The sequence below is a fragment of the Pseudomonas sp. B6(2017) genome (assembly GCF_002112765.1).
GTDB lineage: Bacteria > Pseudomonadota > Gammaproteobacteria > Pseudomonadales > Pseudomonadaceae > Aquipseudomonas > Aquipseudomonas piscis.
Map to the genome: position 1 here is coordinate 92,517 of NZ_NEIQ01000010.1, position 23,817 is coordinate 116,333.

The 23,817-nt window shown below is 65.6% G+C and carries 26 protein-coding genes; 5 read left to right on the forward strand and 21 right to left on the reverse strand.

The features are described from left to right. Positions 1-3 precede the first annotated feature (3 nt). Genes CAG11_RS18280 through CAG11_RS18295 form a run of 4 tightly spaced genes read right to left on the reverse strand, consistent with a single transcriptional unit; the run spans position 4 to position 3,488 of the window. Positions 4-585 carry a membrane integrity-associated transporter subunit PqiC gene (locus CAG11_RS18280; protein ID WP_085597307.1) on the reverse strand — a complete coding sequence of 194 codons (582 nt, stop codon included), beginning with the start codon at positions 583-585 and terminating at the stop codon, positions 4-6. After that, on the reverse strand, positions 582-2,273 hold the full coding sequence (locus CAG11_RS18285; RefSeq protein ID WP_085597308.1) for an intermembrane transport protein PqiB: 1,692 nt from the start codon (positions 2,271-2,273) through the stop codon (positions 582-584). Before CAG11_RS18285 ends, CAG11_RS18280 begins: the two co-directional genes overlap by 4 nt. Next, on the reverse strand, positions 2,266-2,880 hold the full coding sequence (locus tag CAG11_RS18290) for a paraquat-inducible protein A (protein WP_085597309.1): 615 nt from the start codon (positions 2,878-2,880) through the stop codon (positions 2,266-2,268). Before CAG11_RS18290 ends, CAG11_RS18285 begins: the two co-directional genes overlap by 8 nt. After that, complete coding sequence (locus CAG11_RS18295; protein WP_031320352.1) at positions 2,880-3,488, reverse strand: paraquat-inducible protein A; 609 nt, start codon at positions 3,486-3,488, stop codon at positions 2,880-2,882. The genes CAG11_RS18290 and CAG11_RS18295 overlap by 1 nt, the downstream gene beginning before the upstream one ends. Before the next feature lie 152 nt (positions 3,489-3,640). On the opposite strand from CAG11_RS18295, the gene CAG11_RS18300 reads away from it, so the two are divergent. Further along, positions 3,641-4,288: a TetR/AcrR family transcriptional regulator gene (locus CAG11_RS18300; RefSeq protein ID WP_085597310.1), complete on the forward strand. Its 648-nt coding sequence runs from the start codon at positions 3,641-3,643 to the stop codon at positions 4,286-4,288. A gap of 9 nt (positions 4,289-4,297) precedes the next feature. Here the strand turns inward: CAG11_RS18300 and CAG11_RS18305 are convergent, their stop codons facing one another. Next, the gene (locus CAG11_RS18305) at positions 4,298-4,732 is read right to left on the reverse strand and encodes a multidrug/biocide efflux PACE transporter (protein ID WP_085597311.1); all 435 of its coding nucleotides are present in this window, start codon (positions 4,730-4,732) and stop codon (positions 4,298-4,300) included. Between the two features lie 88 nt (positions 4,733-4,820). On the opposite strand from CAG11_RS18305, the gene CAG11_RS18310 reads away from it, so the two are divergent. Continuing rightward, complete coding sequence (locus CAG11_RS18310) at positions 4,821-5,675, forward strand: LysR family transcriptional regulator (RefSeq protein WP_085597312.1); 855 nt, start codon at positions 4,821-4,823, stop codon at positions 5,673-5,675. A 6-nt stretch (positions 5,676-5,681) separates the two neighbouring features. On the opposite strand, the gene CAG11_RS18315 is transcribed toward CAG11_RS18310, so the two are convergent. The 5 genes from CAG11_RS18315 to CAG11_RS18335 all read right to left on the reverse strand — a co-directional run bounded on the left by CAG11_RS18315 (position 5,682) and on the right by CAG11_RS18335 (position 8,948). Further along, entirely contained in the window at positions 5,682-6,923 is a 1,242-nt protein-coding gene (locus CAG11_RS18315) for an RNA polymerase sigma factor (RefSeq protein WP_085597313.1), read from the reverse strand. Then, the gene (locus tag CAG11_RS18320; RefSeq protein WP_022640389.1) at positions 6,923-7,414 is read right to left on the reverse strand and encodes an SRPBCC family protein; all 492 of its coding nucleotides are present in this window, start codon (positions 7,412-7,414) and stop codon (positions 6,923-6,925) included. Before CAG11_RS18320 ends, CAG11_RS18315 begins: the two co-directional genes overlap by 1 nt. Positions 7,415-7,440: 26 nt before the next feature. Beyond that, on the reverse strand, positions 7,441-7,785 hold the full coding sequence (locus CAG11_RS18325) for a YciI family protein (protein WP_022640390.1): 345 nt from the start codon (positions 7,783-7,785) through the stop codon (positions 7,441-7,443). 67 nt (positions 7,786-7,852) lie between these two features. Next, positions 7,853-8,287: a nuclear transport factor 2 family protein gene (locus CAG11_RS18330; RefSeq protein WP_085597314.1), complete on the reverse strand. Its 435-nt coding sequence runs from the start codon at positions 8,285-8,287 to the stop codon at positions 7,853-7,855. 163 nt (positions 8,288-8,450) lie between these two features. Beyond that, the gene (locus CAG11_RS18335) at positions 8,451-8,948 is read right to left on the reverse strand and encodes a GNAT family N-acetyltransferase (RefSeq protein ID WP_085597315.1); all 498 of its coding nucleotides are present in this window, start codon (positions 8,946-8,948) and stop codon (positions 8,451-8,453) included. A gap of 207 nt (positions 8,949-9,155) precedes the next feature. Between CAG11_RS18335 and CAG11_RS33810 the strand changes: the two genes are divergently transcribed. Continuing rightward, positions 9,156-9,308 (forward strand): hypothetical protein, encoded by a 153-nt coding sequence (locus CAG11_RS33810; RefSeq protein ID WP_022640393.1) that lies wholly within the window; start codon positions 9,156-9,158, stop codon positions 9,306-9,308. Here the strand turns inward: CAG11_RS33810 and CAG11_RS18340 are convergent. The 9 genes from CAG11_RS18340 to CAG11_RS18375 all read right to left on the reverse strand — a co-directional run bounded on the left by CAG11_RS18340 (position 9,287) and on the right by CAG11_RS18375 (position 18,946). Next, positions 9,287-9,982 (reverse strand): response regulator, encoded by a 696-nt coding sequence (locus CAG11_RS18340; protein WP_053137160.1) that lies wholly within the window; start codon positions 9,980-9,982, stop codon positions 9,287-9,289. The two genes, CAG11_RS33810 and CAG11_RS18340, sit on opposite strands and share 22 nt — an antisense overlap. Continuing rightward, positions 9,979-12,672 (reverse strand): sensor histidine kinase KdpD, encoded by a 2,694-nt coding sequence (locus CAG11_RS18345; protein WP_177409142.1) that lies wholly within the window; start codon positions 12,670-12,672, stop codon positions 9,979-9,981. The genes CAG11_RS18340 and CAG11_RS18345 overlap by 4 nt, the downstream gene beginning before the upstream one ends. 56 nt (positions 12,673-12,728) lie before the next feature. Beyond that, positions 12,729-14,801 carry a potassium-transporting ATPase subunit KdpB gene (gene kdpB / locus CAG11_RS18350; protein ID WP_085597316.1) on the reverse strand — a complete coding sequence of 691 codons (2,073 nt, stop codon included), beginning with the start codon at positions 14,799-14,801 and terminating at the stop codon, positions 12,729-12,731. 6 nt (positions 14,802-14,807) lie between these two features. Further along, on the reverse strand, positions 14,808-15,491 hold the full coding sequence (gene kdpC / locus CAG11_RS18355; protein WP_085597317.1) for a potassium-transporting ATPase subunit KdpC: 684 nt from the start codon (positions 15,489-15,491) through the stop codon (positions 14,808-14,810). Positions 15,492-15,500: 9 nt separating this feature from the next. Continuing rightward, the gene (kdpA, locus tag CAG11_RS18360) at positions 15,501-17,207 is read right to left on the reverse strand and encodes a potassium-transporting ATPase subunit KdpA (protein WP_085597318.1); all 1,707 of its coding nucleotides are present in this window, start codon (positions 17,205-17,207) and stop codon (positions 15,501-15,503) included. 13 nt (positions 17,208-17,220) lie between these two features. Beyond that, positions 17,221-17,343, reverse strand: a complete 123-nt coding sequence (locus CAG11_RS34080; protein ID WP_256224242.1) for a hypothetical protein — start codon at positions 17,341-17,343, stop codon at positions 17,221-17,223. A gap of 31 nt (positions 17,344-17,374) precedes the next feature. Then, a complete protein-coding gene (kdpF, locus tag CAG11_RS18365) occupies positions 17,375-17,473 on the reverse strand; it encodes a K(+)-transporting ATPase subunit F (protein WP_022640401.1) in 99 nt (32 codons plus the stop codon). A gap of 253 nt (positions 17,474-17,726) precedes the next feature. Next, on the reverse strand, positions 17,727-18,215 hold the full coding sequence (locus CAG11_RS18370; RefSeq protein ID WP_085597319.1) for a GyrI-like domain-containing protein: 489 nt from the start codon (positions 18,213-18,215) through the stop codon (positions 17,727-17,729). Positions 18,216-18,283: 68 nt separating this feature from the next. Further along, the gene (locus CAG11_RS18375; RefSeq protein ID WP_085597320.1) at positions 18,284-18,946 is read right to left on the reverse strand and encodes a LysE family translocator; all 663 of its coding nucleotides are present in this window, start codon (positions 18,944-18,946) and stop codon (positions 18,284-18,286) included. Positions 18,947-19,226: 280 nt separating this feature from the next. Here CAG11_RS18375 and alaC point away from each other — a divergent pair, with 280 nt between their 5' ends. Beyond that, on the forward strand, positions 19,227-20,441 hold the full coding sequence (gene alaC, locus CAG11_RS18380; RefSeq protein WP_085597321.1) for an alanine transaminase: 1,215 nt from the start codon (positions 19,227-19,229) through the stop codon (positions 20,439-20,441). A 156-nt stretch (positions 20,442-20,597) separates the two neighbouring features. On the opposite strand, the gene CAG11_RS18385 is transcribed toward alaC, so the two are convergent. Beyond that, entirely contained in the window at positions 20,598-21,950 is a 1,353-nt protein-coding gene (locus tag CAG11_RS18385) for a GntP family permease (RefSeq protein ID WP_053137179.1), read from the reverse strand. An 83-nt stretch (positions 21,951-22,033) separates the two neighbouring features. After that, positions 22,034-22,567, reverse strand: a complete 534-nt coding sequence (locus CAG11_RS18390) for a gluconokinase (RefSeq protein ID WP_085597322.1) — start codon at positions 22,565-22,567, stop codon at positions 22,034-22,036. Between the two features lie 217 nt (positions 22,568-22,784). On the opposite strand from CAG11_RS18390, the gene CAG11_RS18395 reads away from it, so the two are divergent. Further along, on the forward strand, positions 22,785-23,816 hold the full coding sequence (locus CAG11_RS18395; RefSeq protein WP_085597323.1) for a LacI family DNA-binding transcriptional regulator: 1,032 nt from the start codon (positions 22,785-22,787) through the stop codon (positions 23,814-23,816). Position 23,817 lies beyond the last annotated feature (1 nt).

The following is a 23,817-nucleotide window of genomic DNA, read 5'->3' on the forward strand; positions in this document are numbered from 1 at the left end:
GGATCAGGGGCAGGACCAGCGCTGGGCGGCGCCGGCGATCTGCCCGGCCAACTGGGCGATGGCCTGCTGGTGGGCCTGCACCAGGCTGCCGAGCTCGATGCCCGCCGGCTGGCGAATCTGGCTGCTGCAGGTCAGGCTGCGGGCCGGGGTGCCTTCGCTGCGCTGGCGCAGGCTCCAGACCACATCGATCAAGGCATAGCGCCCGGGCAGGGATTCGAAGCGCCGCACATCGGTCTGCAACGACAGCACCGGGCGCCCGGGCTGCTTCGGCAGGCCCTCGAGGTTGCGGGTCCCCAGCTTCGCCTCCATCTGGCTGGCCAGCGCATCGTGGAACTCATCCACCAATGGCGCGCTCCAGCGCTGGGTCTCGAGGATCGTCAGGGTGCCGCTGTCCTGGCGTACCACCAGCTGTGGCTGGTCCACCTGGACCGGGATGCGCACCGTGGACATCTCGAACTGCAATCCCGAGTTCCTGGCCGTGGCGCCTTCGGTCACTGGCGGCATCAGGGTGTAGTAATGGGTGGGCGCGGAGCTGCACGCGGCAAGTCCCAGGGTCAGGCTCAACAACAGGGCACGGGTTTTCATGGCTGGGCTTCCGGTACGGATTCGCGAACGGAGGAGGATGGCGGCTGGTAGGCATCCGGTTGATTGTCCTTGAGGCGTCCGCGAATCAGCGCCTCAGGATGGCGACCGAGGAAATCGGTGAGCACCCGCACCGAACGGGCCGTGCGCTGCACCTCCTCCATGGCCTGGCCAAGTCTCTGACGCTGTGGCGAGTCCTCGGAGAAGCTCTCGTTGGCGCTGGCCAGGGTCTTCTTCGATTGCTCCAGGGTTTCGCGCATCTGCGGCAGGACCTGGCCGTTGACCTGCTTGAGGGTCTTGTTCATTTCCGCCAGGCTGGAGTCCAGGTTGGCGGCGATGGAATCGATCGGCAGCTTGCTGATCTTGTCCATGGTCGCTTGCAGTTGCTCCTGCAGCTTGTCCAGGCTGCCCGGTACGGTAGGAATCTCCAGTGGCCGGGCGCTGGGGTTGTAGGCCACGGGCTTGGCGTTGGGCACGAAGTCCAGGGAGATGAACAGCTGCCCGGTCAACAGGTTGCCGCTGCGCGCCTGGGCCCGCAGGCCATTTCTGACGAAGGCGCCGATCAGTTGCGCGGAGCGGGCGTCGTCTTCGCCGCCGGTCTGCTTCAGCAGTTTTTCATGGGCCTTGCCCAGGCGCTCGGGGTAGATCACCGCCCCCACCAGGGTCGGGAAGTACTTGCGCTCCTGGTCGTAGTCCAGGTCCATGGACACCACCTTGCCGATATTCACCCCGAGGAACTCCACCGGAGCGTTGATGGCCAGGCCACGCAGCGCCTGGTCGAAACGCATGCGGATGTAGTACGGGGCACCGTCTGGCGGCGCCAGGGCGGTGTCCTGGTCCCCGAACAGGTTGTATTCGGCGTTCTCTTCAGCCGGCTTGGCGTTGGGGCTGTACTTGGGTTCGACGAAGGCGATGCCACCGGCGAGGATCGACGACACCGACTCGGTGTTGACCTTCAGCCCGTTGGCACCGAGGGTCACGTCCACGCCGCTGGCATTCCAGAAGCGGCTGTCGGTAGTCACGTACTTGTCGTTGGGCGAGTTGACGAAGATCTTCACGTCCACGCCCTTGCCGCTGTTGGCCAACTGGTAGGACACCACCTGGCCGACCTGGATGCGCCGGTAGTAGACCGGCGAGCCGATATCCAGGGAGCCCAGGTCGTCGGTATGCAGGGTGAAGCGCTTGCCCTTCTGGCCATAGGTGATGGGCGGTGGAGTCTCCAGGCCCTTGAAGCTGTCCTTGCGCTTGTCCGAGCGGCCGGCGTCGGCGCCGATGAAGGCCCCGGACAGCAGGGTGTCGATACCGGAAACGCCACTGGCGCCGATGCGCGGACGCACCACCCAGAACATCGAGTCCTCGGCGGTGAAAGGCTCGGCGGACTGGTCCAGCTCGACCTTGGCCACCACCTTGCGCCGGTCATCGCTCAAGGCAATGGAGGTCACCTTGCCGATCACCACATTCTTGTACTTGACCTGGGTCTTGTTGGCCTCCAGGCCCTCGGCGGTCTGGAAGCTGATGCTGATTTCCGGCCCGGCCGACATCGACTTGTGGACCACCATCGACAGCCCCACCAGGGCCGCGACTATGGGCACCAGCCATACCAGCGAGACATTGAAGCGTCGCGTGCGCAGCGCCGGGGCGCCAGGGGCTGACGGGGAACTTGCTGCGTTGGAACCTGGATGATCAGACATCTTCAACCTCTACATCCCAGATGAGCCGGGGATCGAAACTCATGGCGGCGAACATCGTCAGCACCACCACCAAACCGAAAAACAGAATGCCCATGCGCGGGTCGATGGAGCTCAAGGCACGGAACTGCACCAGGGCCGCCACCAGCGCCACCACCAGTACATCGAGCATCGACCAGTAGCCGATCACCTCGACGAAACGATACAACTTGGCTCGCTCGCGCTGGGCCCAGCGCGAGCGGCGCTGGCAGGTCACCAGGAGGATGCCGAGGACGAAGAACTTGATGCCCGGCACCACCACGCTGGCGATGAAGATCAGCAGTGCGATGTCCCAGGAGCCGGCTTTCCAGAACTCCACCACGCCACTCATGATGGTGTTCTCGCTGGCATTGCCGAAGATGTTGGTGTGCATCACCGGCAACAGGTTGGCCGGGATGTAGAAGATCAGGCTGGCCAGGAGCAAGGCCCAGGTACGCGACAGGCTGTTGGTCTTGCGCGCATGCACCGCCGAATCGCAGCGCGGGCAATAGTGCTCGCACGCCTGGCAGACCTGGCCACAGGTGTGGCACAGCTTGAGTTGATGGTCCCGGGCATAGGGCGGTGTGCTCATCAGTAGCGACCCTCCAGGTCATCCCAGAGGTAGCGGATGTCCTTGCCGGAAATCAGGATGATCAGCACCGTCAGCATCGCCAGGGCCCACAGCCCCAGCCCGGGATGCACGTCGAGCATGCCCGCCAGCTTGACGATGGCCACCAGGATTCCCAGCAGGCAGACCTCGAGCATGCTCCAGGGCCGCAGGTGCTCCAGGGCGCGCATGCAGGCCTTGAACCCCGGCGCGGCGCGGCCGAAATTGGCAAAACCCAGCACCCAGCACAACAGGACGATCTGCAGGCCCGGGGCGAGGATGATGGTCAGGCCGGTGACAGCGGCGATCAGGCTGATCCGGCCCTGGGCCAGGGCCTCCACCGATTGCCAGAGCGTCGCTTCGTTGCTCAGGCCTTCGAGGCTGATCTTGATCACCGGGAAGAAATTGGCGAAGACGAACAGCAACCCGGCGGTGATCGACAAGGCGAACAACTGCTGCACGTTCAGGTGCCGGGCGCGGGCCAGCAGCGCACCGCAGCGCGAACACTGCGCCGCCTGACCTTTACCGAGCGGCACGGACTCGTACAGGGAGTCGCAGTGTTCGCAGATGATCCAGTTGCGAGAATTAGTCATGTTTTTCAGAAAGCCGGAAGGATGGCGAGCACAGAGGAAGGCTCCCGCCGCCGGGTATTTTCAGCAAAAGTAGAAGGTCGTGTCTAGTTTTTCCAAGGACTGGACGCAACCTTCTACGCCATAATAGGCGCCCCCGAAAAACTTCGCCGACCATGACCGACACAGCGCCCTCCTCCTCCAAGCTCCAGCGCATGCCCAAGCAGACCCGCGGCCACCAGCGGGTCACGGCCATTCTCCAGGCCTGCGCGCGCCTGCTGATCCAGCTGGGGGTAGCGAACCTGACCATGCACGGCATCGCCCGGGAGGCCGGCACCTCCATCGGCTCGCTCTATCACTTTTTCAGCGACAAACAGCAGGTGCTGGAGGCCCTGGGCCAGGGCCATATCGCCGCCATGAGCGCGATCGCCGAGCCCCTGCACGGCGTCGATGAGAGTCATTGGCGAGGCTTGAGTTCCCGACAAGTGATAGAACAGACCAGCCTGCCGCTCCTGCAATACATCGAGCAGCACCCCGACCTGTTGCAGATGCTCACTCCGGGCTATGCCCTGGGCCAGTTGCAGGCCCCGGGCCTGCACGTCCAGATGCAGAACCTCTATGACCGGGTATTGCGGGCGCGCCTGCCCAATGCCAGCGCCCGGCAGCGCGAAACCTGGGTGCAGGTGCTGCTCGGCCTGCCCCTGGGCCTGTTCCAGCGGGCCCAGGAACACCAGGAGCTCAAGCGCGAGTTATTGCTCGAAGAAGTGCCGCGAGCCTTGGCAGCCTACCTGGACACCATCGAGAAGCTGCTCGCTCCGGCATGAAGCTGGCCCTCAATGGGCCAGCCGTACCTGCAGCCACTTGTTGCGCAACACGTCATAAGCCCAGTGATAGAGGTAGGTATAGGGCAGGAAGAACAGCAACACGCCAATGTCGAGGATCAACGCCTGCAGCAGGCTGATCCCCAGCCACCAGGCGATCAAGGGCACGGCGACCACCACCAGCCCTGCCTCGAACAGCAGTGCGTGCACCACCCGGGTCCAGCCACCATGGGCTATCCGCAGGCGTTTGAGCAGCCGATCGAAGAGGCTGTTGAACAGCACGTTCCAGGCCAGCGCCAGGAGACCGATGCCCAGGGTGACCACGCCCATGTCGACCATCGGCCGATCCATGACCCAGGACAGCAGCGGAGTACAGATCAGCAACGCCAGCAATTCGAAGGCGACGGCCTGGGCAATGCGTTCGGTGAGGGATTTGTGAAGGCTCATGGCCTGCTCCTGAAGTGAAGACGCTGGCGATCTTCCAGGATGCGATCGATACTTCCTAACCAATAACCATCGACCAAGGCGATACTTCATGGCATCCAACGAAGTGCTGCTGGCATTCGTCCAGGCCGCGACCCAGGGTTCGTTCTCCGCCGCCGCGCGCAAGCTCGGCAAGAGCCAGTCGACCATCAGCGCCGCAGTGGCCAGCCTGGAGATCGACCTCGATGTCCAGCTGTTCGACCGCTCCAGCCGCAAGCCCGGCCTGACCCCGGCCGGACAGGTGCTACTGCGCCGCGCCGAGGAGATCCTCGCCGCCACCAGCCGCCTGGAACTGGCCGCCAGCCAGTTGTCCCAAGGCATCGAGGCGAGGCTCACCGTAGCCCTTTCCGATACCTACCAGTCCGATCGCTTCGAAAGCTGCCTGAATGCCTTCGAGCAACGCTACCCGGAGCTGGAACTGGAATGCCTGATCGCCGAGTGCGATGACCTGGTCGACCTGGTGCAAAGCGGCCGCGCGCAGATCGCCTTCGCCGAGAAACAAGCCGATTACCCGGCCGACCTGGAGCACCAGACCATGGCCGAGCGCGGCGAGGTATCGCTGTTCGTGTCATGCCAGCACCCCCTGGCCAGGCTCGATCGGGTGGATCAGCAGGCCCTGGGCCAGCACCGCGAACTGCGCCTGGCCACGGTGCTCAACCCCTATGACAGCCGCCCCCAGGGCCGGGTCTGGTCGGCCCCCAGTTACCTGATGCTGATGGAAATGGCCCAGGGCGGTTTTGGCTGGGCGCCGTTGCCGCGCTGGCTGGTGGAGAACTTCGGCGCCGGCAGGCTGCAGGAACTCAAGGTCCGCGGCTGGCCACGGCCGGTGCTGGTGGACGCGCTCTGGTCTCGCCTGCAGCCACCGGGGCCGGCCGGCAGCTGGTTCCTGCAACGGATGCTCGGCTGATCGAGACTACAGCTGGCCCAGGCGACGCTCGAGAAAACGTCGCTCCGGCGCCTGGCGGACCAGCTCCAGGGCCCGCCGGTAGGACTCGCGCGCCGCCTCGACCTGCCCCAGCTGGCGACAGAAATCGGCGCGGGCGGCATGGGCCAGGTGATAGTCGGCCAGCTCGCCGCGACGCAGGATCCGTTCGACCTGGGCCAGGCCGGCCGCCGGTCCGTCACGCTTGGCCAAGGCCACCGCGCGGTTGAGTTCGATCACCGGCGAGGGCTGCAACCGCAGCAGCACATCGTACAAACCGACGATCTGCGGCCAGTCGGTCTGGCTGGCCATGGGCGCCTCGGCATGCACCGCGGCAATCGCCGCCTGCAGGCAGTAAGGCCCGCCCCCGCCGCTGCGCAAGCCTTGCTCCACCAGCGCGCAGCCTTCGTCCATCAGCTCACGTGACCACAAGCGGCGGTCCTGTTCTTCCAACAGGATCAACTCGCCATCGGCGCCCAGGCGCGCCGCCCGCCGCGATTCGTGCAGCAACATCAGGGCCAGCAGGCCCATCACCTCGGCCTCCGGCAGCAGCTCCAGCAACAGGCGCCCCAGGCGGATCGCCTCGCGAGTCAGGTCGGCGCAGGTCAGCTCGTCCCCCAGGGACGCCGAGTAGCCTTCGTTGAACACCAGGTAAATCACCCGCAGGACACTGTCCAGGCGCTCGGGCAACTCGTTCAGTGCCGGTACCTGGTAGGGAATCGCCGCATCGCGGATCTTCGCCTTGGCGCGCACGATGCGCTGGGCGATGGTGGCCGGGGTCGCCAGGAAGGCGCGGGCGATCTGCTCGGTGCTCAGGTCGCAGATTTCCCGCAGGGTCAACGGCACCTGGGCATCCGCCGCCAAGGCCGGATGGCAGCAGGTGAAGATCAGCCGCAGGCGGTCGTCTTGCACGTCTTCACCGCTCCAGTCCTCCTGCTCCAGTTGCTCCAGCTGGCTGGCCAGGGCGGCCTGGGAAGCGGCGAAACGTGCCCGCCGGCGCAGGCCATCGATGGCCTTGAAGCGCCCGACGGACACCAGCCACGCCCGGGGGTTGGCCGGGATGCCGTCGTCCTGCCAGCGCTCCACCGCCACGAAGAAAGCCTCATGCAAGGCTTCCTCGGCCAGGTCGAAATCCCCCAGCAGGCGGATCAGGGTGGCAAGGATGCGCCGCGACTGCTCGCGATAGACCTGCTCCACCAGCGCCGTCACCGCCGCTCCGGCCTGGCCCGGCATCAGTCGGGCATGCCCTGGGTGACCAGGGTCACCAGGCGCTCCAGGCTCTGCCCCCAGCCCTCATGGAAGCCCATGGCTTCATGGGCCTGGCGATCGGCCTCGCTCCAGTGCATGGCGCGAGCGGTGTAGAGAGTCTGGTCGCCCCGCTCCTCGAAAGTCACCTCGGCGGTCATGAACGGCTTGCCCGAGGGGATCCAGCCCGGCAGGAAGGCGTCGGTGAACACCAGCCGCGACGGTGCGTCGATCTCCAGGAACACCCCCATGGTCGGATACTCGCTGCCATCGGGGGCGCGCATCAGGGTCCGAAACTGACCGCCGACCCACAGGTCCATCTCGCACTCGGGAGTGGTCATGCCGTGGGGCCCCCACCATTGCGCCAGCAACGCCGGTTCGGTCCAGGCACGGAACAGCTTGCTGCGCGGGGCATCGATCAAGCGGCTGATCGACAGTTCATGTTCGGCGGGCACGCGGCCCGCAGTCTGCAAAGTCATCGCGACGCTCCTTTGGCTGATTGCCATCAGGGATTGAGTTCACGTACAGGGCGCACTTCCACGCTGCCGACCCGGGCTGCCGGAATCTGCCCGGCGACCTGGATCGCTTCGTTAAGATCCCGGGCCTCCACCAGGTAGAACCCGGCCAACTGCTCCTTGGTTTCGGCGAACGGGCCATCGGTGATCGACAATTTGCCGCCGCGCATGCGCACCGTGGTAGCGGTCTGCACCGATTGCAGGGCCTCGGCGGCGAGCATCCGCCCGCTGTCGCGCACCGCCTCGGCATAAGCCAGGCACTCGGCATCCTTCGGGCTATCGGGCAGGCTGTGCAGCAGTTGTTCGTCGCTATACACCAGGCATAGGTATTTCATGGGCACCTCCATGATCGGGCTGATCAACTATGGTCGCTGTTCGTGGCTTTGGCGAACCCGCCGACGGTCAGGGCTCGAGGTCGAACAAGGTGGTGCCGGTCTGCATGTCGAAGGGCGCCGACCAATGCTCGTGCACCACCTGCCACTGGCCGCCCAGGCACTGGTACGCCGCGCTGACCCGCATCCAGCAGGCCTTGCTCACACCGTCGGCATCGGTGCCACCGCAATGGGCCAGCCAATGGGCGAACGCCAGCTCGTCGCCAGCCCGCACCTGCAATTGATGGAACTCGAAGATCCCGGGACCGGGGCACAGCTGCATGCAAGCCTGCCAATGCGCACGGTAGGCCTCCTTGCCTTTGAATTGCAGGGCGCCGACCGCGTCGAAGGAGACGATGTCATCGGCGTAGAAGCTGACGATCTGCTCGATATCCCTGGCCATTACCGCCTGCCGCCAGTGGTCGATCAGGCTGCGTACGCGGGCTTCACTGGATGGATTGGACATGGCGAAATTCCTCGGAAGGTGAATGGGTATCACCGAGCTAACTGCTCGATTCATCCCTAGTCGCCTGGGCTTTCGCACAATCGACAATGCCGATGAAAAAAATCACGCCAACCATGCAGGCACAAAAAAGGCCGCGACATAGCGGCCTTTGGCGGTGGCGGAACTACAGGGCCCGCACCATCTCATGCCAGGCCATGCCGCCGTGGTCCGAAGCCGATGCGTTGAGGTAGACGAAACCGAAGCGCTCGTAGAGCGGTACATGGCGCTCCTTGCACATCAGGTGGATACGCGCCTTGCCAGCGCCTGCCATGCGCGCGATGAACGCTTCCAGCAACTGCCGGGACAGGCCCAGGCCCTGGAAGTCCGGATGCACCACCACTGACATGATCACCACCTCGGAGCCCGCCGGGTCGTGGCCGACCAGTTCCTTGAAGGCCTCGTCGGCCATCTGCACCTCGAAGGTGGCGCCGGAGTTGATGAAACCGGCCACCACGCCCGCGACCTCGGCGACGATGAAACCCTCGGGCCAGGTGGCGATACGCGTGGCGATCTTGTCCCGGGTCGCGGCTTCGTCGCCTTCATAGGCCAGGGTCTCGATGGCGAAGCAGCGATCCAGGTCGGCAGGCAGGACGGTGCGGATCAACGGGGTCGGAGCGGTCATGGAACAGCAGCCTGAAGTCAGTTGAGGGGTGTCGATTCTAGCAAGGACCCGGCGTTGTGTATGACCGGCGTAGCGTTCGCTGGCTACCCCGTAAAGCTTTCATATAAGCCCTGGCCAGGCTCGCGCCGAGGGACTATCTATCAGCTCCCCGACGCTTCGCGAACGGCTCCCGGGCCGCTTCGCCGCGCCCTGCCAAGGACCTAGACCATGAGCTCTGCCCAGATCGGTTTTTTCATCTTGCTCGCCATCGCCATCTTCGGCGGTATCACCTTCTACCTCGATTTCTTGCACGAACGCCGTCGCGACAAGCGTGTATCAGACGCTAGCCATGCCCGGGCTCAGAGCCCCACCAGGCGATAACCCACCTGCAATTCGGTGACCAGATGCTGGGGCTGGGCCGGATCGGCCTCCAGCTTCTGCCGCAGATGGGCCATGTGCACCCGCAGGTAGTGGGCCCGGTCCACATAGTCCAGGCCCCAGACTTCCAGCAGCAGCTGGCGATGGGTCAGGACCCGGCTCTGGCCGCGGATCAGCGCGCAAAGCAGGCGGTACTCGATCGGCGTCAGGTGCACCGGCTGCCCTTCGCGGCGCACTTCATGGGTCGCCAGGTCCACCTCGATGGCGCCGAAGTTGACCTTGCTGGTGGCCGCGGCCGCCCCGCTCTGGCCATGGCGGCGCAGTTGCGCGCGAATCCGCGCCAGCAACTCCGGTACGCCGAACGGCTTGACCAGGTAGTCGTCGGCCCCGGCGTCCAGGGCGGCGACCTTCTCCGCTTCCCGATCCCGCGCCGAAAGCACCAGGATCGGCACCGCCAGCCAGCCCCGCAGCTCGCTGATCAGTTGCTTGCCATCGCCATCGGGCAGGCCCAGGTCGACGATCACCAGGTCTGGCTGGCGGCTGGCTGCATGGATCAGCGCGCGCTTGACACTGTCGGCCTCGAATACCTGGAAACCTTCGTCCTCCAGGGCGATACCGACGAAGCGGCGGATATTGGCTTCGTCCTCGACGATCAGGATGCGTGGGCTGCTGCTCATAGGGTTTCCATCGAAGGCGGTTGTCCCGCCGGCAAGGTGATGACAAAACTCAGCCCGGCGTCGGCGTGAGGCTGGGCCTCGATCCGTCCGCCATGGGCCTCGACGATACGCTTGGCCAGGGCCAGGCCCAGGCCGATCCCGGCCACGGCCGATTCCTGCTGGCCACGGCTGAAGGCTTCGAACAGGCTGGCCGGGGAACTGCCCTTGGGGCAACCGGGGCCGCTGTCGCTGACCTGCAGGATGATCTGCTGGTCGACCTGGCGCGCGCTGACCTGCACCAGGGTACCGGCCGGCGTGTACTTGGCGGCGTTGTCCAGCAGGTTGACCAGTACCCGCTCCAGCAACAGCGCGTCCACCTCCACCAGTGGCAACTGCGGCGCCATGGCGACCCGCACCTGATGCCCGGCCAGGGGCTCGCGCAACTGGCGCAGGGCACTGCCGACGATCTCCTCCAGGGAGTTCCACTGGCGATTCAGACGCACCCCACGCTCCTGCATGCGGGCCATGTCCAGCAGGTTCTCGATCAGCCGCTGCATGGAGCCGGCCTGGTCATGGATACCCCGCAGCAACTGCGCCAGGACGCCGTCGGGGGCATGGGGCAAGGCGGCGTCGGCAGCGCCGATGATGGTGGTCAGGGGGGTGCGCAAGTCATGGGAGATCGCCGCCAGCAGGGTGTTGCGCATGCGCTCGCCCTCCATCTGCACCACGGTGCTCTGGGCCACCTCGACGTAGTGCACCCGTTCCAGGGCGATCGCCAGCTGGCTCATGCAGGCTTGCAACAAGCGTTGTTCTTCCGGCTCGCGCAGCCGCTCGGCGTCCGCCAGTTCCAGTACCAGCACGCCACGCACGCGCATCGGCGCCTTGAGCGGCAAGTAGCGCCCCCGGGCCGCCGCCAGGGTATCGGTGCAGCTACCGGCCGGCTGGCCATGATCGTAGGCCCACTGGGCGATGCTCTCGTCCAGTTCCAGGCCATTGGCGCTCAAGGCCCGCACGCGATCGCCGGCATCCGGCAGCGCCAGCCCGACCCGCGCCGCGAACACCCCGCTGAAGGTGCGCAGGGCCACGGCGCAGATCTGCTCCTCGGTGAGCGCCGCCGACAGTTCCCGGGCCAGCCCGGCCAGGGACGTGGCCCGGCGCTCGCCCTCGGCGGCGGTACGCGCCTGGTGGCGCAGGCGCGCGGTGAGCTGGCCGGTGATCAGGGCGATGCCGAGCATCAGGGCGAAGGTGAAGAAGTACTGGGTGTCGTTGACCGTGAACGACCACACTGGCTGGACGAAGAAGAAGTCGAAGCACAACACCGCCAGCATCGCCGCCCAGACCCCGGGGCCTCGTCCCAGGCGCAGGGCCACCAGGACCACGGTGAGCAGGAACAGCATCACCACGTTGGCCGGGTCGAAGACCTTCAACAATAGCGCCGCCACTGCCGTGGCGGCGAAGCACGCCAGGCTGGCCCACAGGTAGGCCGGCGCACGACTGGGCGCCAGGCCGGCCTCGGGCTTGGGTGCCACGCTGCGCTCGCGGTCCGCGGGCCCATTGGCGATCACGATCTGGTCGATTTCCGGGTGCTGGCGACTGAGGCGATCGCTCACCGACTGGTGCCAGACCTGCCACACCCGGCGCGGATAATGGCCCAGCACCAGGCGATTGGCGTTGTGCTCGCGGGCACAGGCGGCCAGGGCCTGGGCCACGTCCATGCCGGGCAGGGTCGCGGTCTCGGCACCGAACTCGGCGGCCAGGGCCAGGGTCTTCATGGCAGCCGCATACCGACTGGCGCCGATGCCCCGACGCTGGGCCGGCGCCACGTGCACCACCATCCAGTCGGCCTCGAGCTTTTGCGCCAGGCGCGCCGCCTCGCGCACCAGGCGCTCGTCCGCCGGATCCCCGGCGATCCCCACCAGCAACCGCTCCCGGGCTGGCCACAGGGCGTTGATCGAGCGTTCGCGGCGGTAGTCGCGCATCTGCGCGTCGACCCGGTCGGCGGTGCGCCGCAGGGTCAGCTCGCGCAGGGCCAGCAGGTTGCCCTTGCGAAAGAAGTTGCGCGAAGCCCGCTCCGCCTGGGGCGCCAGGTACACCTTGCCATCCTTGAGCCGGCGCAGCAGGTCGTCCGGCGGCAGGTCGATCACCAGTACTTCGTGGGCGTCGTCGAACAGATGATCGGGCACCGTCTCGCGCACGCGGATGCCGATGATCCCGCTGACGATGTCGTTGAGGCTTTCCAGGTGCTGGACATTGAGGGTGGTCCAGACGTCGATGCCGGCCCGCAACAGTTCCTCGACGTCCTGCCAGCGCTTGGGATGCCGGGAACCCTGGACATTGCTGTGGGCCAGTTCGTCCACCAGCAGTACCGCCGGCTGGCGGGCCAGGGCGGCGTCCAGGTCGAATTCGGGCAAGGCATGCTCACGGTGCATCAGCTGGTGCCGAGGCAGCACCTCGATGCCTTGCAGCAGCTCGGCGGTGTCGCGCCGGCCGTGGGTCTCGACGATCCCGGCCACCACATCGCGACCCTGGGCCAGTTCCTGGCGGGCGGCGGTGAGCATGGCGCAGGTCTTGCCGACCCCGGCGTTGGAGCCGAAGTAGATGCGCAACTTGCCGCGCCGGGCGGCCTGCTCGTCCTGCTGCAGTTTTTCCAGCAACGCATCGGGATCGGGGCGCCCATCGCGAGGGGGGATACCAGTGTCGAGAACAGCCATGTGCATCCTTGAATGAACAAGGCGGCGCTCCGGGGAGCGCCGCCTTGCGAGTCCTGTCAGACCAGGCCGAGCCCGGCCAGCAGCATGTCGATCAGCTTGATCCCGGCAAAGGGTACCAGCACCCCGCCCAGGCCGTAGATCAGCAGGTTGCGGTTGAGCAACGCCGCCGCCCCGATGGAGCGGTACTTCACGCCCTTGAGCGCCAGGGGGATGAGGAACACGATGATCAGGGCATTGAAGATCACCGCGCTCAAGATCGCCGAGTTCGGGCTGTTCAAGTGCATCACGTTCAACGCCGCCAACTGCGGGTAAGTAGCGACGAACGCGGCCGGTACGATAGCAAAATACTTGGCCACATCGTTGGCCACGCTGAAGGTAGTCAGCGCGCCACGGGTCATGAGCATCTGCTTGCCCACCTCCACCACCTCGATCAGCTTGGTCGGGTTGCTGTCCAGGTCCACCATGTTGCCGGCTTCCTTCGCCGCCTGGGTGCCGCTGTTCATGGCCACGGCCACATCGGCCTGGGCCAGGGCCGGGGCGTCGTTGGTGCCGTCGCCGGTCATGGCCACCAGCTTGCCCTTGGCCTGGTAGTCGCGGATCAGCTGCAGCTTGTCCTCGGGCCGGGCCTCGGCGAGAAAATCGTCGACCCCGGCCTCCACGGCAATGGCGGCGGCGGTCAGGCGGTTGTCGCCGGTGATCATCACGGTCTTGATGCCCATGCGGCGCAGCTCGGCGAAGCGTTCCTTGATCCCGCCCTTGACCACGTCCTTGAGCTCCACCACGCCCAGGGCCTGGGCCCCGTCGCTGACCACCAGCGGCGTGCTGCCACGGCGCGAGACTTCATCGACCCTGGCCTGCAGGGCTGGCGCAAAGCTGCCGCCCAGGGCCTCGATGTGGCGGCGGATGGCATCGGCGGCGCCCTTGCGGATGCAGCGGCCCTGGGGCAGGTCGACGCCGCTCATGCGGGTCTGGGCGGTGAAGGGCACGGCACTCGCACCCAGGGTCGCCAGGTCGCGCCCAGCGATGTCGAACTGTTGCCGGGCCAGGACCACGATGCTCCGCCCTTCAGGGGTTTCATCGGCCAGGGACGCCAGTTGCGCGGCATCCGCCAGTTCGCTGTCGCGGATCCCCGGGGCCGGCAGGAAGGCGCTGGCCTGGCGATTGCCCAGGGTGATGGTGCCGGTCTTGTCCAGCAGCAGCACGTCCACGTCACCCGCCGCCTCTACCGCGCGGCCGGAGGTGGCGATGACGTTGGCCGACATCATCCGGCTCATGCCCGCCACGCCGATGGCCGACAGCAGGCCGCCGATGGTGGTGGGAATCAGGCACACCAGCAGCGCCACCAGCACCGTGGCACTGACCACGCTGCCGGTGCCGCTCATGGCCACGGCGAACAGCGAGTACGGGCTCAGGGTAACGATCACCAACAGGAACAACAGGGTCAGGCCCACCAGGAGGATGGTCAGGGCCACCTCGTTGGGGGTCTTCTGCCGCCGCGCCGATTCCACCATGCAGATCATGCGGTCCAGGAAGGATTCGCCGGGGTTGACGCTGATGCGCACCACCAGCCAGTCGGACAGCACCTTGGTGCCGCCGGTGACCGAGGAGAAGTCGCCGCCGGCCTCGCGGATCACCGGCGCCGATTCACCGGTGATGGCGCTCTCGTCCACCGTGGCCACGCCTTCGATGACCTCGCCGTCCAGGGGCACCAGGTCGCCGGCCTCGATCAGCACCACCATGTCCTTGCGCAACTCGCTGGCGGCCATGGGCAGCCAGGCGGCGCCGTGCCGTGGCTGTTGCAGCAACTTGGCCAGGGTCTGGCGCTTCATGCCCTTGAGGCTCGCCGCCTGGGCCCGGCTGCGGCCCTCGGCCAGGGCCTCGGCGAAGTTGGCGAACAACACGGTGAACCACAACCACAGGGCGATGCTCAGGATGAAGCCGCTGGGCGCCTCGCCCTGCCCACCCAGGGACTGCAGCCACAGCAAGGTGGTGAGCAGGCTGCCCAGGTAGACCACGAACATCACCGGGTTCTTCCATTGCGCCTGGGGCAGCAGCTTCTTCACGGCATCCTGGCACGCCGTGAGCAGCAACCCACGGTCGAACAAAGCAATACGAGCGTTCTTACTCATGGTCTCTTACTCACTGGCCGCGAGGGGCGAGGCAGGCATGGGCGCCAGGGCGTCCAGCGCGAGGTTCAGTTGCAGCACATTGACCCGGGGTTCGCCCAGCAGGCCGAAGGTGCGGCCTTCGCTGTGTGCTTGCAGCAGGGCTTGCAGCTCGCCCGGCGGCAGGTGCCGGGCGCGGGCCACTCGCTCCAGCTGCAGCCGGGCGTTGGCCAGGGAAATGTGCGGGTCCAGGCCAGATGCCGAAGCCGTCACCGCGTCCACCGGCACCAGGCTGTCGGCGGCCAGGCCATTGAGTTGGCGGTAGGTACGGGCCCGCTCGGCGACGCTGTCCAGCAGCTTCTGGCTGGTGGGCCCCAGGTTGCTGGCACCACTGGCCCCGGCGTTGTAGGGCTGCGGCACGCTCTTGCTCGGGTCCAGCGGATCGCTGCCCAGGGTCATGCTCGGCCGACCCTGGAAATACTCCGGCCGCTGGAAGGCCTGGCCGATCAGGCTGGAGCCCACCACCATGCCGTTGCGCTGCAGCAGGCTGCCCTGGGCCTGGAACGGAAACAACAGGTTGGCCAGCAGCGTGGTCGCCAGCGGATAGGCCAGGCCGGTCAGTGCCAGGCACAGCAACGCTGTCGCCAGCACCGGGCGCAGCAGGCCCTTGAACAGCACCGCGGTGGTGCCCTGGGTTTGCATTTGCGTAGTCATCACAACCCCTTACTTGTAGGTCTGGCCGGCCAGCAACTGCAGTTGCTCCACCAGCGGGCCGAGCGCGAGCGCCGGCAGGAAGGTCAGGCCACCGACCACCAGCACCACGAACACCACCAGGAACATGAACAGCGGGGTCGCGGTGGGAATGGTGCCGGCGCCGGCCGGGATGTTCTTTTTCGCCGCCAGGGAGCCGGCCACGGCCAGCATCGGCAGCATGGTGAAGAAGCGCCCCATGAGCATCGCCAGGCCGATGGTGGTGTTGAAGAACGGCGTGTTGGCGTTCAGCCCGGCGAACGCCGAACCGTTGTTCGCGGTGCCCGAGGCGTAGGCGTAGAGCACCTCGCTGAAACCATGGGGACCCAGGTTGTTGAGGCTGTTGAGGGTGTCTGGCCAGAGCGCCGCCAGGGCGGTGAACCCGAGGATGCAGATCGGATGCGCCAGCACCGAGAGCATCACCAGCTTGATCTCCCGGGCCTCGATCTTCTTGCCGAGGAACTCCGGGCTGCGGCCGATCATCATGCCCACCAGGAACACCGTCAGCAGGGCGTACTGGATCAGGTTGATGAAGCCCACGCCGTCGCCGCCGAACACGCAGTTGAGCATCATCTGCGCCAGGGGTACGAAACCGCCCATGGGGGTCAGCGAGTCATGCATGGCGTTCACCGAGCCGGTGGTGGCACCGGTGGTGGTGGTGACGAACAGCGCAGTGTCGGCGATGCCGAAGCGCAGCTCCTTGCCTTCCATGTTGCCGCCGCTCTGGGTCGCCGACAGTTGCTGGTCGGCGCCGGCCAGGGTCAGCAGCGGGTTGCCGCTCTGCTCGGCAGTGAACACGATGGCCAGGAAGCCTGCGAACATCACCAGGAAGGTGCCGAAGAACACCCAGCCCTGGCGCCGGCGCAGCAGCATGCTGCCGAAGGTGTAGGTCAGCGCCGAAGGAATCAGCAGCATGCTGAGGATGTGCAGGACGTTGGTCAGCGGCGTCGGGTTCTCGAACGGGTGCGCGGCGTTCATGCTGAAGAAACCGCCGCCGTTGGTGCCGATGTGCTTGATCGACTCGAAGCTGGCCACGGCGCCGACGATCAACTGCTGGCGGCCGCCTTCCAGGGTACTGGTCAGGGCCTCGGAATTCAGGGTCTGGGGCATGCCCTGCCAGACGTAGACCAGGGCCATCAGCAGGCACAAGGGCAGCATCACCCGGTACAGCACGCGGATGAAATCCACCCAGTAGTTGCCGATGTCCGCCGAGCTGGAACGGCTCAGGCCGCGGATGAAGCCGGCGGCGGCCACCACTCCGGCGGTAGCGCCGACGAACATCAGGAAGGTGATGGCCGCCATCTGGCTGAAGTTCGACAGGCTGCTCTCGCCGGAGTACGCCTGCCAGTTGGTATTGGTGATGAACGAGGCGGCGGTGTTGAACGCCAGGTCCGGGGTCTGCGCCGCCAGCCCCAGCGGGTTCAGGGGCGTCAGCCCTTGCAGGCGCAGCACCAGGTAGCCCAGCAGCATCATCGCCGCGTTGGACAGCAGCAAGGCCGAACCGTAGCGGGCCCAGCCCATGGCCTCGCCAGGATCGATCCCCAGCAAGCGGTAAGTGGCGCGCTCCGCCAGGGCATGGCCGCGGCCGCTGAAGACCCGGGCCAGCCACTTGCCCATGAGCACGGCGAGCCCGGTCATCAGACCGAGGATCACCGCGTATTCCAGCACAGTACTCAACATGTCGATGCTCCGCTCAAATCTTGCCCATGGCGACGATGCCCAGGGCCGTCAGTACAAAGAACCCCAGGGACAGGCCCACGAAGATCAGGTCGTACATGGCTGGTTTCCTTTCTCGAAAGCGCCCGGCCGGGCGCATGCCAATGCATGGCGAATGCTGGGAACGCGCATCAGAACTTCTCGGCGCGGATCAGCGCGTACCCCAGGTAGGCGAACAGCAGCACAGCGCAAAAGCCGCTGGCGCCGTAGATCAATGGCAGTGTCAGCAAGACGGTTCCCCTCGATGGCGTTTGGGGCAGCGCCAGGCCTCATCAGCGGCTCGCGGCGCTACCGTTGGCGGTGCCCGGCAATGGGCGCCGGCAGGGAGGCGGGAACAGGTGGTCGACCGCCCTTCTCTGCGCCACGCAGGTTAGGCGAGGGCGTATCAAGGTCGGGCACTGATTGCGGGGGGCGGTATCAAGACCGCATAAAGATTGCCGCCCTGTGCAGGCGAAGCAGGGGCGCCGACGCGCCCCGAGAGGTTCAGGCCGTCTTCAGGGGCAGCCAGATTTCCAGGCTGCCATGCCCGGTATTGGGATTGAAATCGGCGCTGTAGCGCTCGAAGCAGGGGGCATCGGCGGCCTGCTGGCCCGATTGCGGGAGCCAGGTCTGCCAGATGTAGTCGAAGGTGCAGGGCAACTGCTGCAATGAACCGTGGTGCTCGAACACCGCGTACTGCTGGGGCTGCAGCTCGACCCAGCGATAGTGGTCGGGCAAGTCGTCGAGCTTGCTGATCTCGACCCCGGCGATGTACTCGAAGCCGCCCTGCCCATCGGGGTTGCAGCACACGCCGTAGGTGACGTCATCCACCTGCCCCGGCACCTTGCCGATATGGGGAATGAAACGCTGCCACAGCTGGCCGATCACCTGGATGTCGGCAGGGGTGAAGTGCTGGCTGAAACCGGCGACCAGCAGGAAATGCCATCTTTCGAAGCGTGGTTGCGGGCCACTGCCCTGGTTTTGCTCATCCATGAATGCCACTCCTGCCACTTAAAAAAGGGTTCGCAGGCAAGTATAGAAGCCTGTGGCCAAGGCCTGGATCAGAGCGCCGGAAGGTAGAGCGGCCGGGCACCGACGATGAACTCCTGGTAACCGGATACGATCACGTAAACCGCGAAATAGCAGAAGATCGCCGCAGATGCCAGGTAGCAATAGCGCAACAGCTTGTCGCCCAGTAGCTTGCCGCCCTGGGTCGCCGCCAGGCACAGGCCCATTGTCCAGGCCAGCCCGGCGCAGAAGAAACCGGCCAGGAACAGCGCGGAATCAGCCGTGCCGCCGCCCCCGGAGCGGGCGATCAGGGTGCCTCCCACGGCGGCGAACCAGAGGATCGCGCTGGGCGAGGACATGGCCAGGAAGATCCCCCGCAGGAACTCCTTGCGCGGCGAGCCCCGGTCCACCTCGCCACGGGTGTCGAGCAGCGCGTCGTGATGGATCGCGGCGTAGATCATCTTCGCCGCGAAGTACACCAGCAGCACCGAACCGCCAAGCCACAGCACCCAGCGCACCGTCTCGTACTGCAGCAAAACGGTCATCCCGGCCAGGGCCAGCAGCGCATAGACCAGGTCACCGACACAGGTGCCCAGGCCCAGGCAAAAGCCCTGGAAGTAACCACGCTGCATGGCCAGGGTGATCATCGCGATATTGGCCACGCCGATATCCAGGCACAACGAAAGGCTGAGCAAGAAGCCGCTGGTGAATTCCATCATCCATCCCATGTACTGCTGTTGTTCGAAGGCTCGTCGGGGGAGCTCGTGCTCGGGAAGACCTGCCTGGCCCGCCCCTTTCCCGGCCAGGGCCAGCAAGAAGCGTGCACGTTATAGCGGCAAAGCCTGCGCCCCCGCAAATGCCCGCCAGCCCGGGAAAATAATTTTTCACGCCTCTGGACAAGCCGCCGCCAGCGCCCTTATCGTCTGCCCCGCAGGCCACCGCAGTGGCCAACGTCGCTCGGACGGTTCCGGGCGCTTACGTCTTCTCGAGGCAACCATGGCCGAACAAGTTTCGCCGCGCCGCTTTGCGCGTATCGATCGACTCCCCCCCTACGTTTTCAATATCACTGCCGAGCTGAAGATGGCTGCGCGTCGGCGCGGCGAAGACATCATCGACTTGAGCATGGGTAACCCCGACGGCGCGACTCCGCCGCATATCGTCGAGAAGCTGGTGCAGGTCGCCCAGCGCGAAGACACCCATGGCTATTCCACCTCCAGGGGCATTCCACGGCTGCGCCGGGCGATTTCCCGCTGGTACCAGGAGCGCTACCAGGTCGACATCGACCCGGAAAGCGAAGCCATCGTCACCATCGGCTCCAAGGAAGGCCTGGCGCACCTGATGCTCGCCACCCTGGACCACGGCGACACGGTGCTGGTGCCCAACCCCAGCTATCCGATCCATATCTACGGTGCGGTGATCGCCGGCGCCCAGGTGCGCTCGGTGCCGCTGGTGCCCGGCGTGGATTTCTTCGCCGAACTGGAACAGGCCATCCGCGGCTCGATCCCCAAGCCGAAGATGATGATCCTCGGCTTCCCGTCCAACCCCACCTCGCAATGCGTGGAGCTGGACTTCTTCGAACGGGTGATCGCCCTGGCCAAGCAGTACGACGTGCTGGTGATCCACGACCTGGCCTACGCCGACATCGTCTACGACGGCTGGAAGGCCCCGTCGATCATGCAGGTACCCGGGGCCAAGGACATCGCGGTGGAGTTCTTCACCCTGTCCAAGAGCTACAACATGGCCGGCTGGCGCATCGGCTTCATGGTCGGCAACCCGGAGCTGGTCAGCGCCCTGGCGCGGATCAAGAGCTACCACGACTACGGCACCTTCACCCCGCTGCAGGTGGCTGCCATCGCGGCCCTGGAAGGCGACCAACAGTGCGTGCGCGATATCGCCGAGCAGTACCGGCAGCGGCGCAATGTGCTGGTCAAGGGCCTGCATGAGCTGGGCTGGATGGTGGAGAACCCCAAGGCCTCGATGTACGTCTGGGCCAAGATCCCGGAAGCCTATGCCCACCTGGGCTCGCTGGAGTTCGCCAAGAAGCTGCTGGCCGAGGCCAAGGTCTGCGTCTCGCCGGGCGTAGGGTTCGGCGAATACGGTGACGATCACGTGCGCTTTGCCCTGATCGAGAACCAGGACCGTATCCGCCAGGCCGTACGAGGCATCCGCGGCATGTTCCGCGCCGACGGCCTGGTGCACAAAGGCGCGTGATGCGGCCTCTGTAGGAACCAGGCTTGCCGGCGCTGGACGATAACGCTGAGCCAGCCATCGCGGGCAATCGAGCGTCGACCGGCCGCTCCTACAATCGAACAGGCACAAAAAAACCGCATCGCTGCGGTTTTTTTGTGGGCGGCATAGCGCAGGAGGTCAGACCACCAGCGACAGCAACAAGATGAAGATCAGGCCCACCACCGACAGGATGGTCTCCATGGCCGTCCAGGTCTTGAAGGTCTCGGCCACGGTCATGTTGAAGTACTGCTTGACCAGCCAGAAGCCGGCATCATTGACGTGGGACAGGATCAGCGACCCGGCGCCGGTGGCCAGCACCAGCAGCTCGCGGTTGACCCCGGGGATCATCCCCACCACCGGGACCACGATCCCGGCGCCCGTGATGGTGGCCACGGTGGCAGAACCAGTGGCGATGCGGATCACCGCCGCTACCAGCCAGGCCAGCAGGATCGGCGAGATCTGCGCGTTGACCGCCATGTGGCCGATCACGTCACCCACGCCACTGGTCACCAGCATCTGCTTGAAACCGCCACCGGCACCGATGATCAGGATGATCGCCGCGGTCGGTGCCAGGCTGGCGTCCAGGAGCTTGAGCATGCGCTTGGAGTCGATGTTCTGCTTGTAGCCGAAGGTGTACAGCGACAGCAGCAGCGCCAGGAGCAAGGCGGTGATCGGGTGGCCGATCATGTCCATCCAGATGCGGAAGAAATGCCCGTCGGCCAGGGCCACGTCGGCGAAGGTCTTGAGCAGCATCAGGAACACCGGCAGCAGCACGGTCACCAGGGTCACGCTGAAGCTCGGCAGCTCGCTGCTCTGGGGTTCGCGGGCCAGCTGGTCCACCAGCTCCTGGGATGGGTTGCCGGGAATGTACTTGGCAATGAAGGTGCCGTAGATCGGACCGGCGATGATCGCCGTGGGCAGCGCCACGATCAGGCCGTAGAGGATGGTCTTGCCGATATCGGCGCCGAACACGCCGATGGCCAGCAGCGGCCCCGGGTGCGGCGGCACCAGGCCGTGGACCGCGGACAGGCCGGCCAGCAGCGGGATACCGATCTTGATCAGCGAGACCCCGGTACGCCGGGCGACGATGAACACCAGCGGGATCAGCAGCACGAAGCCGATCTCGAAGAACAGCGGGATGCCCACCAGGAAGGCGGCGAACATCATCGCCCACTGCACCCGCTCCTTGCCGAACGAACGGATCAGGGTCTGGGCGATCTGATCGGCGCCGCCGGACTCGGCCATCATCTTGCCGAGCATGGTGCCCAGCGCCAGGATGATGCCGACGAAACCGAGCACGCCACCGAAGCCGTCCTGGAACGCCTTGATGATCTTGTCCACCGGCATGCCCGAGGTCAGGCCCAGGAAGCCGGCCGCGATGATCAGGGCGATGAAGGGGTGCAGTTTGAAGCGGGTGATCAAGACGATCAGCCCGATGATGGTGACCACTGCATCAACCAGCAGATAGGTCTCTTGGGACATGCCAAACATGAGTTTGCCTCCGGTTTGTTGTTTTTATTAAAGCGTTAAAAACAAGGGCCGAGTGGATAGCGCTACCTTTTTCGAGGCGACACCTAGCGTGAAGTTTCGAGGCCGTTTGCCAGCCACCATTGGTGGGCCAGTTCGGCCAGGCGCAGGACGCTCAGGTTGCTGGCATCCAGGGCCAGGGTGAGCGGCTCCCCCACCGGGGATTCGAGGGTGGCGAACTGGCTGTCGATCAGGGTCGATGGCATGAAATGCCCTGGCCGGTGCGCTACGCGGTCGGCGGCGACTTGCGGGCTCAGTTCGAGGAAGACAAAGCCCAGGCCGGGGGTCGCGGCGCGCAGGCGCTCGCGATACTGGCGCTTGAGGGCCGAGCAGGTCAGTACCGGCTGCTGGCCGGCGGCCAGGGCACGGCGCAACTCCTCGCACAGGCTGTCGAGCCAGCCGGCGCGGTCGTCGTCGTCGAGGGGGATTCCGGCACTCATCTTGGCGATGTTCGCGGCAGGGTGGAACGTATCGCCTTCAATGGCCGTGGCACCGCTGCGCTGGCACAGGGCCTGGCTGACGCTGGATTTGCCACAGCCGGCAACGCCCATGATGACCAGGGCGGTAATAGGTTGACTCATATAAGACCTCAGCGCGCAGACAGCGCTACCTTCGCTAGTTCTAGTTCTAGTACAAAAACAGTGTCTGCCGACGCCTTCTTGTCATTTTTGTGGGTTGCCGCGTATATAGTCCGCCAAAACCAAAGAGCGAGGAGTCAGGCACACCTCGCTCACGCATTGCAGCTGTTTTAGGACAGCGCTACCTTAGTGACTTGAATTTTGTTTGGCAAGCCGTCTGATGACCACCCAGAAGAACGATAAAAATTCCCGTACCACGGGCCGCCCAACCCTCAACGAAGTCGCACGCCTGGCTGGCGTCAGCCCGATCACCGCCTCCAGGGCGCTGCGCGGCGTCAGCAGCGTGGCCACCGAACTGGTGGAGAAGGTGCAGAAGGCGGCGCTGGAGCTGAACTACGTGGTCAACTCCGCCGCCCGCGCCCTGGCCTCGGCCCAGAGCCAGTCGGTGGTGGTACTGGTGCCGTCGCTGTCGAACCTGCTGTTCATCGAAACCCTGGAAGCCATCCACCAGGTCCTGCGGCCCAAGGGCTTCGAAGTGCTGATCGGCAACTACCACTATTCCCGGGACGAAGAAGAGAACCTGCTGCGCAACTACATGACCTACCAGCCCCGGGGTTTACTGCTGACCGGCTTCGACCGCACTGAAAGCGCCCGGCGGATGATCGAGGCGAACAACATTCCCTGCGTCTACATGATGGACCTGGACAGCGCATCCGGGATCAACTGCGTGGGCTTCTCCCAGCTCAGCGCCGGGGAGACCGCCGCCCAGCACCTGATCTCCCGCGGGCGCCGGCACCTGGCCTACATCGGCGCGCAACTGGATCAGCGCACCCTGCTGCGCGGCGAAGGCTTCCGCCGGGCCCTGCAGGCTGCCGGGTTGTACAACCCGGACCTGGAACTGCTGACCCCACGCCCCTCCTCCGTGGGCCTGGGCGGCGAGTTGTTCCTGCAACTGATGCAGAGCCAGCCCCAGGTGGACGCGATCTTCTTCGGCAACGACGACCTGGCCCAGGGCGCCCTGCTGGAAGCCATGCGCTGCGGTATCAAGGTTCCCGAGCAGGTGGCGGTGCTGGGCTTCAACGACCTGCCGTCCTCGGAATACATGGTGCCGCGCCTGAGCAGCATCAGCACCCCACGGGAAGCCATAGGCCGGCGCGCCGCCGAGCAGATGCTGACCCTCTTGGCCGGTAACAGCGTGGCCGAACCGATGGTGGACATGGGCTTCGAGCTAAGGGTCCGCGAAAGCACCTGAG